Source organism: Spirosoma spitsbergense DSM 19989, assembly GCF_000374085.1.
In the GTDB taxonomy this organism is placed as follows: domain Bacteria; phylum Bacteroidota; class Bacteroidia; order Cytophagales; family Spirosomataceae; genus Spirosoma; species Spirosoma spitsbergense.
In genome coordinates this window covers 148,774-166,609 of sequence record NZ_KB893499.1, presented here as the reverse complement: position 1 = coordinate 166,609, position 17,836 = coordinate 148,774, and the positions used below count along the sequence as shown (strand labels likewise).

At 51.6% G+C, this 17,836-nt stretch carries 15 protein-coding genes; 10 read left to right on the top strand and 5 right to left on the bottom strand.

The genetic code is table 11. The annotated features are described in order from the left end of the window. Nucleotides 1–8 precede the first annotated feature (8 nt). On the top strand, nt 9–1,010 hold the full coding sequence (locus B157_RS0112175) for an alginate O-acetyltransferase AlgX-related protein (protein ID WP_020603605.1): 1,002 nt from the start codon (nt 9–11) through the stop codon (nt 1,008–1,010). A gap of 5 nt (nt 1,011–1,015) precedes the next feature. On the opposite strand, the gene B157_RS0112170 is transcribed toward B157_RS0112175, so the two are convergent. Beyond that, the gene (locus B157_RS0112170) at nt 1,016–1,297 is read right to left on the bottom strand and encodes a hypothetical protein (RefSeq protein WP_020603604.1); all 282 of its coding nucleotides are present in this window, start codon (nt 1,295–1,297) and stop codon (nt 1,016–1,018) included. Nucleotides 1,298–1,585: 288 nt separating this feature from the next. Here B157_RS0112170 and pyrR point away from each other — a divergent pair, with 288 nt between their 5' ends. From pyrR to fdhD, 3 genes are all read left to right on the top strand, one after another. Next, entirely contained in the window at nt 1,586–2,125 is a 540-nt protein-coding gene (gene pyrR / locus B157_RS0112165; RefSeq protein ID WP_020603603.1) for a bifunctional pyr operon transcriptional regulator/uracil phosphoribosyltransferase PyrR, read from the top strand. Nucleotides 2,126–2,243: 118 nt separating this feature from the next. Then, nucleotides 2,244–4,823, top strand: coding sequence for a DUF5686 and carboxypeptidase-like regulatory domain-containing protein (locus B157_RS0112160; RefSeq protein ID WP_026308655.1), 2,580 nt, complete (start codon nt 2,244–2,246; stop codon nt 4,821–4,823). Nucleotides 4,824–4,897: 74 nt separating this feature from the next. Then, nucleotides 4,898–5,743 (top strand): formate dehydrogenase accessory sulfurtransferase FdhD, encoded by an 846-nt coding sequence (gene fdhD / locus B157_RS0112155; protein ID WP_020603601.1) that lies wholly within the window; start codon nt 4,898–4,900, stop codon nt 5,741–5,743. Nucleotides 5,744–5,789: 46 nt separating this feature from the next. On the opposite strand, the gene B157_RS0112150 is transcribed toward fdhD, so the two are convergent. Next, on the bottom strand, nt 5,790–6,662 hold the full coding sequence (locus B157_RS0112150) for a diacylglycerol/lipid kinase family protein (RefSeq protein WP_020603600.1): 873 nt from the start codon (nt 6,660–6,662) through the stop codon (nt 5,790–5,792). A 61-nt stretch (nt 6,663–6,723) separates the two neighbouring features. Here B157_RS0112150 and B157_RS0112145 point away from each other — a divergent pair, with 61 nt between their 5' ends. The 3 genes from B157_RS0112145 (at nt 6,724) to B157_RS0112135 (ending at nt 10,947) form a co-directional block, all read left to right on the top strand. Beyond that, complete coding sequence (locus tag B157_RS0112145; protein WP_020603599.1) at nt 6,724–7,773, top strand: App1 family protein phosphatidate phosphatase; 1,050 nt, start codon at nt 6,724–6,726, stop codon at nt 7,771–7,773. A 192-nt stretch (nt 7,774–7,965) separates the two neighbouring features. Next, nucleotides 7,966–10,440, top strand: coding sequence for a sialate O-acetylesterase (locus tag B157_RS0112140; RefSeq protein WP_026308654.1), 2,475 nt, complete (start codon nt 7,966–7,968; stop codon nt 10,438–10,440). 51 nt (nt 10,441–10,491) lie between these two features. Further along, nucleotides 10,492–10,947, top strand: a complete 456-nt coding sequence (locus B157_RS0112135; RefSeq protein ID WP_020603597.1) for a RidA family protein — start codon at nt 10,492–10,494, stop codon at nt 10,945–10,947. 538 nt (nt 10,948–11,485) lie between these two features. Here the strand turns inward: B157_RS0112135 and B157_RS0112125 are convergent. The 3 genes from B157_RS0112125 to B157_RS40485 all read right to left on the bottom strand — a co-directional run bounded on the left by B157_RS0112125 (nt 11,486) and on the right by B157_RS40485 (nt 13,592). Then, on the bottom strand, nt 11,486–12,100 hold the full coding sequence (locus B157_RS0112125; protein ID WP_020603595.1) for a 2,3-bisphosphoglycerate-dependent phosphoglycerate mutase: 615 nt from the start codon (nt 12,098–12,100) through the stop codon (nt 11,486–11,488). A 66-nt stretch (nt 12,101–12,166) separates the two neighbouring features. Then, nucleotides 12,167–12,694, bottom strand: a complete 528-nt coding sequence (locus B157_RS40490; protein WP_425423199.1) for a hypothetical protein — start codon at nt 12,692–12,694, stop codon at nt 12,167–12,169. A gap of 25 nt (nt 12,695–12,719) precedes the next feature. Then, on the bottom strand, nt 12,720–13,592 hold the full coding sequence (locus B157_RS40485) for a hypothetical protein (protein WP_425423197.1): 873 nt from the start codon (nt 13,590–13,592) through the stop codon (nt 12,720–12,722). 214 nt (nt 13,593–13,806) lie between these two features. On the opposite strand from B157_RS40485, the gene B157_RS0112115 reads away from it, so the two are divergent. From B157_RS0112115 to B157_RS0112105, 3 genes are all read left to right on the top strand, one after another. Beyond that, nucleotides 13,807–15,252 (top strand): GntP family permease, encoded by a 1,446-nt coding sequence (locus tag B157_RS0112115; RefSeq protein ID WP_020603594.1) that lies wholly within the window; start codon nt 13,807–13,809, stop codon nt 15,250–15,252. Between the two features lie 83 nt (nt 15,253–15,335). Next, on the top strand, nt 15,336–16,640 hold the full coding sequence (locus B157_RS0112110) for an enolase C-terminal domain-like protein (protein WP_020603593.1): 1,305 nt from the start codon (nt 15,336–15,338) through the stop codon (nt 16,638–16,640). Nucleotides 16,641–16,697: 57 nt separating this feature from the next. Then, nucleotides 16,698–17,768 carry a dipeptidase gene (locus B157_RS0112105; RefSeq protein ID WP_020603592.1) on the top strand — a complete coding sequence of 357 codons (1,071 nt, stop codon included), beginning with the start codon at nt 16,698–16,700 and terminating at the stop codon, nt 17,766–17,768. Nucleotides 17,769–17,836 lie beyond the last annotated feature (68 nt).

Below are 17,836 nucleotides of genomic sequence, written 5' to 3'. Positions count from 1 at the left end.
TTACGCTAATGCACTTTCTTCGCTATATCGTTTTTGCAATAGCCCTTGCTCTGTGGGCGGGAGGTCTGTCTACCACCGTATCACGCTGGCTTTATCGTACCGGCATCATTGCGGATGATTACCGGTATGGTGATTTATACCGGCTTTCGGCCCTGCATCAGTTTAAGCTGGCACAGCCTGTTTGTCCACCCGCTAACCGGGCGAGTGATTCGGCTTCTACGCACCTGTACCTGATTGGCGATAGTTTCTCGGAACCACAGCGCCTGAGTAAAGATGACTTTCGGGTCAGCTATTACCGGCGCGTAGGCTGGGACAATCAGCAACGGATTGAGCTGGATTCAACGAAGCGAAACATACTGTTGATTGAATCGGTCGAGCGTCATTTTCGGGAGCACTTTGGCCGACCTGTTAATGAATTTATTGTCGAGCAGGATACGGCCCGGCATCGTGCCACCAACCCAACGATATTCCAGCGGATTAGCCTTGAAATTCACTGGACTGATGTAGAAGAACGGCTCGAATCGGCTCTGTTTAGTCAGGATTGGGCATTCTGGTTCAAGGAGTTGAAAGCCAGTCTGACACTGAACTGGTTTGACCGGGCAAATGCAAGTGTCAGTTTATCGAAAAACCATCACTATTTGTTCCTGAACAGCGACACGAATCCGAAAAAGCCCCTGAACTCGTCGTTTGTAGCGGTAACGGATCTGGAAATTAACGCCCTGGTCGACAGTGCCAATTCGGTAGCAAGCCGCTACCGGCAACTGGGTTTCGATGCCGTTTATTTATCCATTATCCCCAACAAAGCCACCATTCTGGAAAAGGAACGGGACGACTACAACCACCTGATCGAACGGGTTCAGAACAACCCGCGTCTAACGGTACCAACTATAGATACCTATCGGGCATTTGAGCAGAGCCCGGTGTCTCCCTACCTCAAAAGCGACACCCACTGGAACTGCGAAGGCCGGGCTATCTGGCTCGGTCTGGTGCGGCAGAAGTGTGGAATTTGAACAGACTACTGTGCGGTATCCGTTAGGGTCGGATCGGGTTCGGTGCCATCGTTATTGCCCAGTGAATCCCCGTTGCCATAGTTATTGGTATCTTGTTGCATTGTCGGGCTGCCCGATGCTACACCAACACCGTCCGGCCCACTATCCACCTCGCCTGCTAAATCGGTCGGGTTATAGTCTTCATTAAGCATGACACTATCGTCGGGGACCTGGGCTGTTTCGCCCGTATTGGGCTGGGCTGGCTGCGGGCGTTTATTCAGCATCGCATCCTGATTTACGTTTTCCATGCGCGTATTGTTAAAGTAGGTATACTACATAGATAACTCAAAACACCCGAATCGGTTTATCCTGCTGATTACCATTTTGGTCCTGCTGATTGCTTAGTACCTGCCAAATGCACTGCGCTAAGCGTTCAGTTTACTTTTCATAAAGCGAACGGCCATGTACGTATAAGAAACAGGGCTACTGTCTGCAAAACCGCTGCCTGTAAAAACGCTACTGCTTAAGGCCTGTATCCGGGTAATAAGCAGTACACAAGGTAAACAGACAATGGACTTACCTGCTATTTTTACATCATGAACCAAAAACGCCTGATTCTGTCCAGCCCGCTGCTTGAAATTGTTATTAGCCGACTGGCACAACAATTGATCGAAACGTACCAGGATTTTTCCGATACGGTCATTCTGGGGATGCAGCCACGGGGTATTTATTTTGCCGAACGCGTAGCGAAGGAACTGAATCGGGCATTAGGGCAAACGGTACCGCTTGGTTATCTGGATGCCACTTTTTACCGGGACGATTTCCGTCGGCGCGATAGCCCGTTGCGTGCCAATACCACGAACGTTCCTTTTATTATCGAAAATAAACGGGTAATCCTGATCGACGATGTGCTGGCAACGGGCCGCATGGTGCGGGCTGCCCTGGATGCCATGACCGCTTTCGGACGACCCCGGAAAGTAGAACTTGTTGTGTTGATTGACCGGCGTTACAACCGCGATTTACCCATCAAACCTGATTATACCGGCAAACGGGTCAACACGCTCGAATCGCAACAGGTATTGGTTGAATGGACAGAGCAGGGGGCCGAGACGGACCGAATCTGGCTCGTTGGATAACGATTTCGGAGTGAGTAAAAACACTTAGTAGTAGATTATTGCTACTTAGCACTTTACTTGTATCACTTCACACAACTAAGGTATATTAATGGGTGATTTTTACTTAATTTAGCAGACTGTGATTAGTACTATAAACCGTCTGCTGCGCTTGTGCGCCTTCTTCTTTATTTGTATCATTCCGGCTGGCAGTGCATATTCCCAAACTGTGTACACTGTTACCGGCCTGATTACTGACGCGAATACGGGTGAACCAATCCCGTTTGCCAGTGTTTCCCTCGTTGGCAAAAAGAATGGTGCTATGGCAGATGAACTGGGTCGTTATACGCTGACCGCCAAGCTTTTGTCTGATTCGCTGGCCGTTAGCTCAATGGGCTATAAGACACTTCGGCTGGCTATCGATCCCGAACGAACTACTCAGGCGGTCGATTTTAAACTCAAATCAGGAGGCATGGCCCTCCAGGAGGTAACCGTTCGGGCTGGTGAAAACCCCGCCTGGCGCGTACTCCGCCAACTCCGTAAAAATCGGGACCTGAACGACCGTAAACGCCTGGCTGCTTATGAGTACGATAGTTATGTGAAAACTGATATTGCCATTAGTCATGTTACGGACCGGATGCGCAGGAATCCACTCATCAAAAGCATTAACAAGGCCATGAGTAAATATGACTCGATTGTGGATGATGAGGGGCATAAGTTATTGCCGTTGCTGGCTTCCGAATCGGTGTCAAGGTATTACTTCAGAGACAGTCCCGACCGCAAACGGGAAGACATCCGGAAAACGCGGATTAGAGGGGTTGCCGTAGATGATGCCGGGCTGAGTTCGCAGTTGCTGGGCGGTACCAACCTGGTAAGTCAGAATTTCTACGACAATTACATTCCAATTCTGGGCAAAGATTTTGCCTCGCCCGTTGGTGATAACTGGAAAAGCTGGTACGAATTTTTTCTGGCCGATACCACTCAGATTGGCGACCATGTCTGCTACGAAATCCAGTTCGATCCCAAGCGCAAGGAGGACCTTGCGTTTATCGGGAAAGCGTGGATCGATACTACTTCATTTGCGCTCTGCCAGATCGAAACCCGTATTGGCAGCGGAGCTAATCTGAATTATGTCCGGTCTCTCACCATCGAGCAGGAACTGGAATCGACTATCGACTCTTCATCGGGTAAGGGGGCTACGGCAGGCTGGTTGCCCATCAGTATCCGGCTTTCGGCCAACCTGACGGGCGTGGGCAAACAATCGCTGGGTCTGCGGGCGCAGGTAACGCTCCGGAATGACAACATCATCGTGAACCGACCACATCCACCGGGTTTTTATGAGCAGGCCGTCGAACTGAGCGATACGGTGGCTACGGAAAATGAGGCTTTCTGGCATTCCATCCAGCGCAACCTGGCTGGCAACGACTCGTTGAGTAAAGAGGATTTGAAGACCCGTGAGGTGATCGCTAAACTGCGGTCGGTACCAGCGGTAAAGAAAGCCGAAGCGATCGGGCAGATACTAGTGACGGGTTTTTATAAAGTAGGCGGGTTCGACCTGGGGCCGTATCCGTATCTGTTTGCCGTGAACAGTGTAGAAGGACTACGCACCCGCATTGGTTTTCGGACCAACGATGATTTTAGCCGCAACTGGGTAGTGCGGGGGTACCTGGCCTACGGGACACTGGATGGGCAGTTCAAATACGGGGGTGAACTGGATTACCTGTTTTCCCGGCAGCACTGGACGGTAGCGGGTGTGCGGATATCCAGCGATCTGGAACGCCTGGGTCTTACGCCCGAACTGATTGGGGGTAACCGGATTTTTTATGCCCTGAACCGTTTTGGCCGGTATCGCGGAGCATACCAGAGCTATCAGAAAGAAGCTTATATTAAAACAGAGCCAATAAAAGGGGTTTTGCTGACAGCCACGCTTGGGAGCCGTACCTTCGACCCATTGTTCCCGTTTCGTTACCGGCTGGAACCTGAGTTGGGCGACCAGTCTACCCTGGCTTCTGACATTAATGATGCTTACTGGTCGTTTGAAGCGCGACTGGCCCGGAAGGAAAAGTACATTATGGAGGGGAACAACCGCATTACCCTCGGTACCAAACGCGCGCCTGTTTTAACCATCCGCTACACGCAGGGGATGAAATCGTTGGGTAGCGATTTCAATTACCGCCGGATTACCCTGCGGGCACAGCAGTCGCTGCGAATCGGAACCCTTGGTCGGATGACCTACCTGCTGTCGGCAGGATATACGCCCGATGTGATGCCTGCCCCCATGCTGTTTCCGCACATTGGTAATCCTACGCCCCTGCTCACGGTCAATACCTTTAACCGAATGCAGTTTTACGAGTTTGTGAGCGACCGTTTTGTTGCCGTTCACATCCAGCATAAGTTTGAAGGACTTTTGTTTAACCGCCTGCCCTTGATTCGAAAGCTAAACTGGCGATTGATTGCCAATGTAGATGCTTTATGGGGAGGTTTATCCGATGAAAATCAGGCAGTAGCTTCCCGGAAAATGTTACCAAGCGGCACGCGACCTATTTATTTTGGTGCCCTCGATAAAAACAAGCCTTATGTAGAAGTAGGCTACGGTATCGATAATATCTTTAAACTCATTCGTATTCAGGCCATTCACCGGCTCAATTACCTGGATGATGGTCCCAATAATATCCCGCTCAGCTCATTTGCACTGAAAGCATCGGCCTCTCTCAACTTTTGAGTTTTCTGTGAAGCCGTGTCCGGGCTGATAACTTTCTGCCACTATTGCCTGTTCTTCCTGAAACGTTTTTCTGTATGTCTCTTGTTTCCCCCGTTACCATTCAGAAAGTTTCCGGTAACAGCCAGCGTGAAGCACCGGATTTATTAGCTATTGAAGAACCCCTCGAAATTCGACTGGGCTTTGGTTCGCTGAACGACCGCCAGCAGCGGGCCGTATCGGTAACGATGCGAACACCCGGCCACGATGAAGAACTGGCACTAGGGTTTCTGTTCACCGAAGGCATCATTCACCAGCCAGCCGACGTACTGTCGTGCCGGCATTGTGTACAGGATGCCGAAAAAGAAGGTAATGTGATCCGGGTTGAACTCCAGCCGAATGTGTTAGTAGACTGGTCGCGGCTGGAGCGTAATACCTTTACGTCGTCCAGTTGTGGGTTGTGCGGCAAAACCTCCATTGAAGCGGTACGGTCGCTTACGCCCGGCCCCGTTTTATCGGACTCCAGCCTTTGTTCGTCGGTGTTGCACACTCTGCCGGATCGGGTTCGGGAAACCCAGCCGGCTTTTACCCATACGGGGGGGATTCATGCGGCTGCTCTGTTCGATACGGAAGGGAAGTTGTTGCTGGTGCGAGAAGACATTGGCCGGCACAATGCGCTGGATAAATTGATTGGTGCGGCATTCTGGCACAACTGGTTGCCTCTCAGTAAGGCTGGTGTCTTTTTGAGTGGCCGGATTGGCGTAGAACTGGTACAGAAAAGCTGGATGGCAGGCGTACCACTCATAGCCGCCGTAGGTGCCCCGTCGAGTCTGGCTGTACAGATGGCTCAGGAAGCCCGGATAACGCTGGCGGGTTTTGTTCGTAATAACCGGTTCAACCTGTACAGTGAGCCACAACGTATCCATATACCGGTTAATGCTTAGCCGGATCACTCACCGACTTTTCTGTTTTGCCGCCTGATATCATGGTTTATGGCGACTTTGGTAGTACTATCAGCAGGGACCCCGGTTTGATAGTGGCTTTGATGTGATTTACCTTGCCCCGGTACTCGCCATCTACCTGAAAATAAACTTTCCGGTGCGTTTCGATTGTAATAGACGTAGCCGGGAAAATTTCAACATTTCTGGGATCGAAGGGCTTATACCGCCAGAACAGTTTTATAATCTCCAATACCGAAAGCCGACGAAAAATAACGACTTCAAATTGGCCATCGAAGGGAGAACCGTTAGGATTGATAACGGCTCCGGTTCCGTACATCCGGGCATTGGCCAGTACCACCATAAGGGCCGCCCGCTCCACGCAGGAGTCGCCAATGGTAATGGATACTCGCAGTAGCCGACGTTTTTTCAATACATTAATTACACTTCGAAGATAACCCAGTTTGCCACGCAGGTTGTTTTTTTCGTAGTGCTGTACTAACTGGGCGTTCAGTCCTATATCGCTCAGGTGCAGGCAGATATCATCATCATTGATGAGTACCACATCGGTGGGTTTGGTCTCCCCCTCCACCAGAACCTCCAGGCTACCGGCAACGTCGGTAGGAATATCCAGCTCACGGGCCATACCATTGGCCGAGCCAGCCGGTAGTATGCCCAGCGGAATGCCTGTATCGAGCAGAAAAGTAGCGACAAACTTGATGGTACCATCACCTCCTACGGCTACTACCCGATCTGGTTTATGCTGCTTAATCTGCTGGGGCAGGGTCTGCTCATCGGTTTCTCCGTTGAGGTGAAACAGGTAGAACTGATGGGGGGAGTCGGCAAAGAAAGTGCGGATACCCTCTTCCCATGGGGTTTTGTCCGTACCGCCCGAAGCGGGGTTGATGGCGAATAAAAAAGTCAACTTATAGGGAAATTAAACGTTGTAAATGATAGGGATCTATAACCTCAGCAGCCCGTCAATAATGAATAAACAAAAAATTGGCCTGAAGGATAAAATAAAACGATTTTTCCTGGCAAAACTACGGTTGAGTGATCAGCCGGTGGTGCGCCTGTACCGGGGATTTGGTAACGATACCCAACTACTGATTGACGGGCATGTATTCAAACGCAGTGCCCTGGCCCGGAATCGGTACCGCAACATCGACTTCGTCAATCTGCTGGCCGTGCTACGCCTTTTTTTGGTAAAACCCTATCCCAATGCGTTGGTGAAGGTCTACTTTGGTGAGCAGGTCATTGAAACGAAGGCCAATGCCAATGGTTACTTTGCCACTGCCCTAACCCTGATGGAACCTTTGCCTCCCGGCTGGCATCGGATAAAAGCACAGGTTGTATCGCAGGTAATAACGCCTGAGCTACTAATTGCCGAGGATGAGGGGAAGGTGCTGATACCAAACTCAACGCCGTTCATCTGCATTTCGGATATCGACGACACATTCCTGATTTCGCACTCCTCAACCATCGCCAAGCGATTACTGGTGCTCCTGACTGAGAACGCCCACAGCCGTACTCCTTTTGACGGTGTAGTGGCTCATTACCAGCTTCTGGCCGAAGCGGGAGCGAATAAGCAGGCGCTTAATCCATTCTTCTATGTATCCAGCAGTGAGTGGAATCTGTACAGCTATATTCTGGAGTTTTCTCAGAAAAACGGGTTGCCAGAGGGCGTATACCGGCTTAGTCCGCTCAAACGCCTGACCGAATTGCTCAAAACAGGCAGAGGGAAACACCATACTAAATTTGACCGGATAGAACAGATTATCCGCTTATACCCAACCCGGCAGTTTGTTCTGCTGGGCGACGACTCGCAGCAGGACCCCGTTATCTATGCACGGATAGTAGCGCAGTTTCCCGCGCAGATTCGCTGTGTATACATTCGACAAATTTACGCACCCAATAAAACACGTACCGAACAGATAGTAGCCACCATAGACGCTGCGGGGGTAGCCTGCTGTTACTTTGTCCACAGTGCCGAGGCTCGTCGGCATTCGATTACTATTGGGTTAGTGCAGGCGTGAAAATGATTGCTTTTGTCTGATTACTACGGAATGGCTGTACTACATTAAAATTTAATGTTTCTGTTATTTCTACCCTTTTTTATTCCATTATTGCTTTTTTTTAGTGCCTCTAAAACTGGGAATAATAAAGACAAGCATGATTCTTGCTTGATACATACATATAGTTTATCCAACGCTGAAAGAGTATACAGCATGATAGTAAGAGCGAGCGCGGTGTTGCTTTTGACCTGCATAGGTAGTCTTTTATGTACCTGGCAGGCAAAAGCCCAACTTAAAATTACATTTCCTGTTAGCCGATTGGTTGTCCAGCGTAATAATAATAACCAGGCAACAGTACAGATTGCCGGTAGCTATTCCCAATCAGTAGAATCAATTGAAGCACGGGTAGTGGCGCGGGTAGCGGGTCAGGGAACGTCAACGGACTGGGTGCCTTTGCAGAATAACCCCACAAATGGGCAATTTAACGGTTCGCTAACGGTGCGGGGGGGATGGTATCAGCTGGAAGTTCGGGGATTGAGCGGAGGGGGTGTGGTGGCATCAGATGTGGTAGACCGATTTGGGGTGGGGGAGGTATTTGCCATCATGGGACACTCCAATGCGCAGGGCTCAGCCTGTTATGTCGACGGAACAAACAGATGCCCGACTACGAACGGGCCGAGTGATGACCGGGTCACTATTGTAGCCCTCGACCAGAGCAGCAGCGATTTTCAAACTTACCTCAACACGGCCGATACCCGCTATCTGCCGGGACTGGCCTTTAGTAAGCTGTTGACTAATGGGGGCATGTCGCCATTCGCCAGTATATCCTGGCTGTGGGGACCCATGGGCGATGCACTCGTTCAGCGAATCAATGTGCCCGTGCTGCTGTATAATGCCGGATTCGGTGGAACAAACATGCAGCAAACCTACTGGGCAGCGTATGATATTCCCTTTCAGCATTCATTCGTTCGCTATGACCTGCGCATGCCCTTTGCCAATACGCGTAACCTGATGAACCTGTATGTACCCACTACGGGATTGCGGGCTGTATTGGTACAGCACGGAGAAAATGACCGGGCTAACCCCGCCGATTCAACCTATAAATATTATGGTGGCTTTATCGATAAGGTCAGGAATGAATTTAGTAAACCGAATCTAGCCTTTATTGTGGCCATTTCTTCTTATGTGGGCGCGCGTTTCGACAATGTGCGGCAGCCGCAGTTTCAAACTATTGGCAGGCCGGGTTATCTAGCTTTCCAGGGGCCTGATCTTGATAATATCAACTCACTAGATGACCGACCCGATCAACTCCACTTTTCACCTGCCGGACAGATAAAAGCGGGACAGGCCTGGGCTTCGGCCATTAGTGATGCTTACCTGAACACCATCACCCCTTACCTTGCCGAAACACAACCAATAGCTACCATTGCCTGTGCAACCTCCAACCAGCTATTGCTTACCCAACCCGCTGGTTTCCAGTACAACTGGACTACCGGCAGTACCAACAGCAGTGTAACGGTTGGGATGGGAACTTACTCGGCAAGGCTGAAAAATCCGCAGAACAAGATATACTTTCCGCCTGCCGTAGTAGTGCCCGGTAACGTTCAGCCCGGAACGCCAACAGTGGTGACGGATAACGGTACGTCATTCATTTGCCAGAGTAAGGGTCTGACTCTTACCTCGTCCTATACCGGGGCGAACAATTGGAGTACCGGCTCTTCCGCGCAATCGATACTCGTTACCACGCCGGGGGCCTATACGCTGCAAGCCCGGAATCCGGTTTATGGGTGCTTATCGGAGGTGGTTTCCAAAACAATTGATCTGGCTCCGGCGGAGTTGGGGTTGAGCATGCAAACAACCCGACGTATTGTGGCGTTGAACGACACGGTAAGCTTCTGGTTAACGGTACAGAACAAAGGTGGCTGCGATGCGGGTGCTGTAAGCATTCAGAGCCGTTTGCCACCCAATGTTTCATTTGTTTCTGCCAGTGGCCTGTCTGCATTGAACAACGTAGTGGGTGGCATCATTGGCAACATTGGTACTGGTGAGACAGTAACCCGACGTTATACTGCCCGCCTGACGGCGGAAGGAGCCTATTTCCCCACTGCCGAACTGACAGCCAGTATTAACCCGATTCCAAACGTAACCCTGAATAATGGTACGGCTAACGGGGAGGAAGACGAGACGCAGACTGATTTGCGGACAACCGTAACGTCGGGGAATGTGTACGTGTCGCCAAACCCCAACCAGGGACCGTTACCACCCGTTCAGCCGAATCAGCCTGCGCCCGAACCAGATAAAGCCGACCTGAGTTTGTTCATGCAGACCAGCAGTCAGGCTGTACAGTCAGGACAATCCCTGACCATTACACTCACGGTGCAGAATCGGGGGGGGCTGGCTGCTACCAACGTAGCGTTGACAGATGTACTGCCTGCCGGTCTTCAGTTCGTTACTTCCTCATCGGGCATGACCGCCAACGGATCGTCGGTGAGTGGTACAATTGGGCAGATACCCGTTGGGCAATCCACGAGTCTGACCTTCGTTGTTCAGGTAACCGGTAGCGGTATGTTCACCAACAAGGCCCAGATTATGTCCGTTGATCAGCCCGACTCCGATTCAACACCGGGTAATGGCTATACGAATGGTGAAGATGATCAGGCCAGTACGTATATTCGTACAAACGGCTGATTTTGACAGGATAGGCAAACTTATTGTTACTGGTTTAAATCCTACATAACGATGAAATACATACGTAATTTTTTGATCTGTCTGGCACTGGCTTCGTGTAGCCAGGCCCAGACTACCATTGCGCCCAAGGTTCCATCAGGGTATCTATACCCCGTAGAACCCGGTATTCCCGGTAAAAAGGTATACATATGTGGAGAGCGGCCATTCAACGCCAATGGTGATTTGGTGGGAGCGGGTGATTTGACGGCACAGACCCGGCAGATTTTCGAAAATATAAAAACGGCACTGGCTACGGTCAATATGGACCTGACAGATATAAACCAGATCAAGTATTCGGTTAAAACAGGGCCAGACATCGTAGCCGTACCAGTAGCCCAGGCACAGGCATTGCAGGCAGTTGAGGCTGCTTATCTGTCTACTCCACCGAAGATTACTGAAACCAAAGCCGTTACCCAGACCGTCCGCGACGATGTGTTAATCGAAATAGAAGTGATCGCCATAAAGTAAGCGTGGATTGACGTAAGAGTACTGATGTAAAAGAGATAATTGCCTGATATGAAACTTGCGGTGTACATCCTACTGATACTTTCTATATCTAGCTCCTGCCATAAAGAGACAGGACCGGATGGCGAATTGGGTTGTGATTGTCAGGGACAACCGTACAATGTATTAAATGATGCTTTAGCCATTCACAACATTAGCTTGATCAGTATTCTGGACCCAGATCATCTTCAGCAGGGATGGCAGTTGTATACAGCGGTTTATTGTAACCCTGAATTCATAAAAGGGAAAGTCAACGATATTGATACCGTTTACGTCAGCGGGAGCCTTCGCCCTCCCTGCAACTATGGGGATTGGAATTATCATTCACGTCTTGAGGTGACAGCTATCCGAAGAAAGTAAGGCTTACTTAGTGACGTCTACTTCTGCCCAGTGTATTTTTATTCCCCGTTCTTAATTGCTACCCTCATTTACAGGTAGTGCAGCATAACGAAGGGAATGACAAACCGGGTATTGCGCGTATAATGCTGACAGCAGACCCGTACTAGGCAGGTAGTAACCGAAATGCGCCGGTCTTGTTGTCAAAATCGTACTGGTGCGGGACGCCGGTGGCCAGTTCTACCTTCTCGATGTCTTCCGGGCTGATTTGTTCCAGTTCCATCAGCAACGCCCGCAGGCTATTGCCGTGCGCTACCACCAGAACGGCTTCCCCGGCTTGCAGATGGGGCAAAATGGCTGTGTTGAAATAGGGAACTACCCGTGCGCGGGTGTCGGCTAAACTTTCACCCTTTGGGGGAGTGTCGGTATAACCCCTACGCCAGCGGAAAAGCTGGTCAGCCCCAAAGCGTTCTTCTACTTCCGTCTTATTCAACCCCTGTAAATCACCGTACATGCGTTCGTTGAGAGCCGCACTGCGTTCAACGGGCAGGTCAGTTTGCTTGATTTCATCCAGGATAATAGCCATCGTGTCAATGGCCCGTTGCAAAACCGAAGTAAAGCCAATACTGAAATTAGTTGGCTGATTTGCCTTTAGTAAGTCACCGGCCTGGCGGGCTTCGTGTCTGCCGAGGTCGGTAAGCGGTGTGTCGGTTGTACCCGTAAAGCGATTTTCGGCATTCCATTGCGATTGGCCGTGCCGGACGATAACTAAGAGAGACATATGCGTTGATTACTGCCAAAGCACTAAGATTGTTCAGCCAGCCTGGTTTTTACGGCAGTTTTCTAATTAGCCAACGAGTTTCTCGTAATGCGCTGAAGGGACAAAAATGCCTCCGCTTTGGGCATAGAATGATTTATCCGTACGAAAAATACCCTTGTGGGCGCGTATCCAGGCAGCATCCGCTTTGGGGTGGTACGTCATGAGTTTGTCCCAGTTTTTATAGTACTGATGCCCATTGGTTTCCTGTAAACCAACCGTCATGCCCGGAAAAGGGGGGAGCCGGGCGGCTACGCATTTGTTCCAGTCGACCAGAATGGGGTTCACAGTCAGATCGGCGCAGAAACAGGGTACTTTTCTCTCGAAAGCCAGCTGGGTAATCTTCATGGTCACGCTCAGGGTTTTGGCAATGGCCTTCACGGCAATAGCCGAATAACCCTGCTCGATGCGCCGGGCCGCATCTTCCACCGTATGGGCACTTTCGTCGGCAGCAACCCGTACGCCTAAATCGCCCACAAACACCTCATTGTGTTCGGCAAAAGGTTCTTCGATCACCGCAATCTGGTCGAAAGCACCAATCTTTTTGGCGTGATCCAGAAAACGGAGCAGCGTCTCTTTCTTTTCATACCGCCCATTGGCATCGAAGTAATACGGTATTTTGCCGCTCTTCGTATAGGGGCGTATAGGGGGTTTCGTACTGCCCGATAGCCCGATGCACGGCTGTCAGAAAGGCAATGTCCTTCTCAATCATTTCGGGCTGCGTACCCGCGGAACCTGTCTTGAGTTTCAGGATAAAATAACCTTCGTCGGCAGCCGCCTTAACCGTTTCGGCGGTTGTTCCGACGCTGAAGGAGGGGATACTGGCTACTTTATCGTGCCGATACGATAAGCCCGGTTTGTAGGTATCGGGAATCATATCATCGAACCGGGTTATGTTGTTTTCCTGCGCATACAGGAGCCAGGCGGCATTATCGACGCATACCAGCGCATTCAGGGCAAAGGTTTTTCGTAAGTCAGGATTGCCCGTTATCTGCTTGCCATAAGCCAATACCTCGGGTAGTAACGAATCAATCAGCTCAATAGGATTGGTAAAGGAGGTTCCTTTCAGTAGCTGCAAAGCCCGTTCGCTCATGGCATACATAAGGGCGTTTCCGGCACTCTCGGAGTGGGCGGCAAATACACGGGAGTCCGACCAGAGAACACCCTGCGTGCCCAAACCAACGGCGTGTCTCCCGGATGCTGAGTCAAGCCGGGCCACGGTCTGCCAGCTATCGGTAATGGCACTCCCCTTAAACCGGTAGGGGTTCAGCGGCTCCCGCTCGAAGTTGGCATTCACATTTTCTATTCGAATCGGGACCGGTGCCTTACCCGGTCTGGTTGGTTCGGCCGCTGCGGGGGGTAATCCCGCTGTACCAAGAGCCACTACGGACGCACCGGCACAGGTCATGAATTCCCGACGGTTCAGGATATTGGGTTCGGTTTCCGGGTTGGGCATCGTTCGTTAGAGGACTGGTTAGTTTGCAGCTGCGGATTATCATAAAGGTGTAGAAAAGTAGGAAAATCCCCAAATACTGGCTGTTAACTCCCTGTCGGCACGATTTCCTGCAGTAAGAAGTAAAGCAGCCGTATTTACACCTTTATTTCTGAGATGGAAAATCTGACCTGACGGATCAAGCCACCCACGCAAACGACCGTAACTTTTTTCCCTGATGACTGATCCGCTTTTAATTTTAGCCGCCGGTGTTTTAATCGTAGTCGGTGGAATTATTGGGTTGAAACTACACCCTTTTTTAGCCCTGTTGCTGGGGGCGTTTGTCGTAGCCCTCATGACACCGGCTGCCGCCATAGAACAGTTTGCCCTGGCTAAGGGAACAGCTCCGGCGGCTGCCGCTGCCCTGGCTAAAAAAGGCATTGGCGAACGCATCGCCACGGAGTTCGGGAATACCTGCGGCAAAATAGGTATCCTGATTGCTATGGCCGCTATCATTGGCAAATGTATGCTGGAAAGTGGGGCCGCCGAACGGATTATCCGGTCGATGCTACGACTCACGGGCATCGAAAAAGCGCCCGTAGCCTTTCTGGTTGGTAGTTTCTTTGTGGGTATTCCCGTTTTTTTCGATACGGTCATCTTTCTGATGGTTCCGCTGGCGAAAGCGATGGCCCTGCGGATTGGCAAAAATTACCTGCTGCTGGTATTGTGTATTATGGCGGGGGCGGCTATGGCTAATTCGCTGGTACCTCCTGCACCAGGGCCCCTATTTCTGGTGGGCGAAATGCGTATTCCCATTGGCATGATGATGATTGGCGGTACCATTGTGGGCCTTTTTACCATTACGTCCGGCTACTTTTTTTCGGTGTGGGCCAATCGTAAATGGCCGATACCCCTGCGGGATTCGCTGGATGCTCGTCTGGACGATATCAGGGCCATTGCCGCCAAAGACACTGTGAATTTACCCCCGCTGGGTTTGTCCGTGTTGCCGGTGCTGATTCCACTGGTATTTATCTGCGCCGATACCGCTCTTGGGGCCATGACCACGCCGGGTGTCCCCCTTACGAATGCTGCTTTCGGGAGTAAACTGGTGAGCCTGGTCAAATTTTTTGGCGATAAAAATAGTGCCATCATTACGGGGGGCATCGTCGCGTTGCTCATCCTGGCCCGGCAAAAGCAAGGCACTAAAGAAGGGCTGACGGCTTTTGTGCAGACCGCTCTGATGAGTGGGGGAGGGATTATTCTGATTACCGCTGCGGGTGGCGCTTTTGGGGGTATGTTGCAGCAGACCGGTATCAGTTCCCGTATTGCCGACATGACCTCCACCTACCAGATGGCTCTGATTCCGCTGGCTTTCCTGATTGCCGCCGTTGTGCGTACCGCGCAGGGTTCGGCCACGGTGGCCCTCATTACCGCGTCGGGAATTTTATCTGGAATGGCCGGAAATGCGAATCTGGGATTCCATCCGCTGTATCTGGGTCTGGCCATAGGGTGCGGCTCAAAACTGGTTCCCTGGATGAATGACTCCGGTTTCTGGATCATCTGCAAACTGAGTAACCTGACTGAGCAGGAAGCGCTCAAAACGATTTCTCCCCTGCTGGTGGTCATGGGCTTAACAGGTCTGGTTGTCATTCTTATTGCGGCTCAGTTGTTCCCGTTAGTATAACCCGGTGCCGCAGGTATCGGGAGAAACAGATACGAATAATACCTTTGCCATTAGCCACTGATTTTACTACTGATGCTATGCTTATGCCTGAAAAAACGGGTCCCCGAATTAAAGACATTACCATTACGCCCATTGCCATTGTTGACCCGCCGTTGTTGAATGCCGCCGGTTTGCACGCTCCCTATGCCCTGCGGACCATCGTGGAACTGGTGACGGACGATGGTATTTCGGGGATTAGCGAAATTCCGGGAAATAGGGCCATTGATGCCGCCCTGCACGATTCCATCGACCTGCTCATTGGGAAAGACGTGTTTCAGCTCAATGAAATCAGGCAGGTGCTTATTGATCAGTTTGGGACCGATACGGCTGCCGAACGGGGTGAAACGCCCTGGGATCAACGTAAACTGGTGCATATTTTCAGTGCCATCGAGGTGGCCTGTATGGATATCATCGGGAAAGTAACGGGTCGGCCGATTGTTGATTTGCTGGGCGGTAAGATGCGGGATCGGGTGCCGTTTGCCGCGTATCTGTTCTATAAATATGAGGGCGCGGGGGGAGAACTGGGTTTCGGTACAGACCCAGCCGCAACGGGCTGGGCAGCCGCCCGGCAGGCAAGCGGGCTAACACCAGCCGAACTAGTGGCGCAGGCAAAAGCGATGTGCGCTGCGTTTGGCTTCCAGTCCATTAAGTTGAAAGGGGGTGTATTTGAGCCGCAACAGGAAGTGGATGCTATGTTTGCCCTGCACGAAGCCTTTGGCCCTGATGTCCCTCTTCGCCTTGACCCCAATGCCATCTGGAAACTGGAAACGGGCATCAAATACGGTCGCCAACTGGAACCCATCCTCGAATACCTGGAAGACCCGGTCCGGGGTCAGGAGAATATGGCGCAGGTTCGACAGGTGCTAACTATTCCGCTGGCTACCAATATGTGTACGACATCGTTTGGGGACATTCCCAACAGCATCCGGCTGGGGGCGGAGGATATTATTTTGAGCGATCACCATTTCTGGGGTGGGCTGCGGGCATCCATGACTCTGGCTGGTATCTGCGAAACGTTTGGGCGGGGATTGTCGATGCATTCCAATAGTCATTTGGGTATTTCGCTGGCTGCGATGGTGCATCTGGGTGCGGCCATTCCGCACTTGACCTATGCGCTGGATACGCACTACCCCTGGCAATCGGACGAGGTAATCACGGCCGGGCGTTTTACATTCGAGGAAGGAGCGGTACTGGTGCCAACAGAGCCCGGTCTTGGCGTTGAGCTTGACCGGGTGGCTCTGGCCCGGTTGCATCAGAATTACCTGAACTGCGGGCTCACAAAACGGGATGATGAAGTAGAGATGCAGAAAATACAACCGGGCTGGACCTTTCAGTCGGTACGCTGGTAGCAATCGAACTACTGATTGTGAATCACTTAATTCCTTCCAACTTAACAACCTGATTTGATGCTTACGATAGATGCTCACCTCGATTTGAGTATGAATGCCCTGGAGTGGAACCGCGACCTGCGTCAGCCGGTAGCCCAATTGCGCCAGCGCGAAGCGGGTATGACCGATAAACCCGACCGGGCAAAAGGCACCGTTTCCTTACCCGAATTACGCCGGGGAAATATTGGTTTGGTGGTGGCCACGCAGATAGCCCGCTACGTGGCTCCCGATAACCCATTGCCCGGTTGGCACTCGCCGGAGCAGGCATGGGCGCAAACGCAGGGACAGCGTGCCTGGTACAACGCGATGGAGGATGCGGGAGAAATGGTACAGATTCGTGACCTGGCCGGTTTGGAGAAGCACCTGACGCGCTGGCAGGATGGAAACCCCAACGACCAGAAACCGGTAGGCTACATCCTGAGTCTGGAAGGGGCCGATTCGTTACGAACGCCAGCCGACGTTGAAACCGCTTATAACTACGGCCTGCGGGCCATTGGCCCCGCCCATTACGGCCCCGGCCGGTACGCGCAGGGCACCGATGCCAGCGGTGGAGTAGGACCTGCCGGTCAGGCGTTGTTGCAGGAAATGGAGCGGCTTAACATTATTCTGGACGCTACGCACCTTTGCGACGATAGCTTTTGGGAAGCCCTCGATTACTTCGGTGGGCCGGTTTGGGCCAGCCACAACAATTGCCGCGCCCTGGTTAATCATAACCGGCAGTTCAGCGATGAGCAGCTAAAGGAACTGATTGCGCGGGATGCCGTGATTGGTGGGCCACTGGATGCCTGGATGATGGTGCCCGGCTGGGTACGGGGGCAATCTACACCGGAGGGGACAAACTGTACGCTTTCTGTCATGATTGACCACCTGGACCATATCTGCCAGCTGGCCGGTAATGCCCGGCATATCGGCATTGGCTCCGATCTGGATGGTGCTTTTGGTAAAGAGCAGTCGCCGACGGATTTGGAAACCATTGCCGATTTACAGAAAATACCCGACCTGCTGCGGCAACGGGGGTACACGGAGGCCGATGTAGCCAATGTCATGCACGGTAACTGGCTTCGGTTCCTGCGCCGGGTTTGGGCGTAGATTAAAGTAAGCTTTTAGAAGACGCAAGACAAAGACTGCTAAAGTCTTTGTCTTGCGTCTATCTGCGT

Excerpts from the sequence above, each read along its gene's own strand:
- B157_RS0112125 (WP_020603595.1), bottom strand. The coding sequence starts at position 12,100 with ATGTCTCTCTTAGTTATCGTCCGGCACGGCCAATCGCAATGGAATGCC.
- B157_RS0112175 (WP_020603605.1), top strand. The coding sequence starts at position 9 with ATGCACTTTCTTCGCTATATCGTTTTTGCAATAGCCCTTGCTCTGTGG.
- B157_RS0112140 (WP_026308654.1), top strand. The coding sequence starts at position 7,966 with ATGATAGTAAGAGCGAGCGCGGTGTTGCTTTTGACCTGCATAGGTAGT.
- fdhD (WP_020603601.1), top strand. The coding sequence starts at position 4,898 with ATGTCTCTTGTTTCCCCCGTTACCATTCAGAAAGTTTCCGGTAACAGC.
- B157_RS0112110 (WP_020603593.1), top strand. The coding sequence starts at position 15,336 with ATGCCTGAAAAAACGGGTCCCCGAATTAAAGACATTACCATTACGCCC.
- B157_RS0112105 (WP_020603592.1), top strand. The coding sequence starts at position 16,698 with ATGCTTACGATAGATGCTCACCTCGATTTGAGTATGAATGCCCTGGAG.
- B157_RS40485 (WP_425423197.1), bottom strand. The coding sequence starts at position 13,592 with ATGCCCAACCCGGAAACCGAACCCAATATCCTGAACCGTCGGGAATTC.
- B157_RS0112115 (WP_020603594.1), top strand. The coding sequence starts at position 13,807 with ATGACTGATCCGCTTTTAATTTTAGCCGCCGGTGTTTTAATCGTAGTC.
- B157_RS0112145 (WP_020603599.1), top strand. The coding sequence starts at position 6,724 with ATGAATAAACAAAAAATTGGCCTGAAGGATAAAATAAAACGATTTTTC.
- B157_RS0112170 (WP_020603604.1), bottom strand. The coding sequence starts at position 1,297 with ATGGAAAACGTAAATCAGGATGCGATGCTGAATAAACGCCCGCAGCCA.
- B157_RS0112135 (WP_020603597.1), top strand. The coding sequence starts at position 10,492 with ATGAAATACATACGTAATTTTTTGATCTGTCTGGCACTGGCTTCGTGT.
- pyrR (WP_020603603.1), top strand. The coding sequence starts at position 1,586 with ATGAACCAAAAACGCCTGATTCTGTCCAGCCCGCTGCTTGAAATTGTT.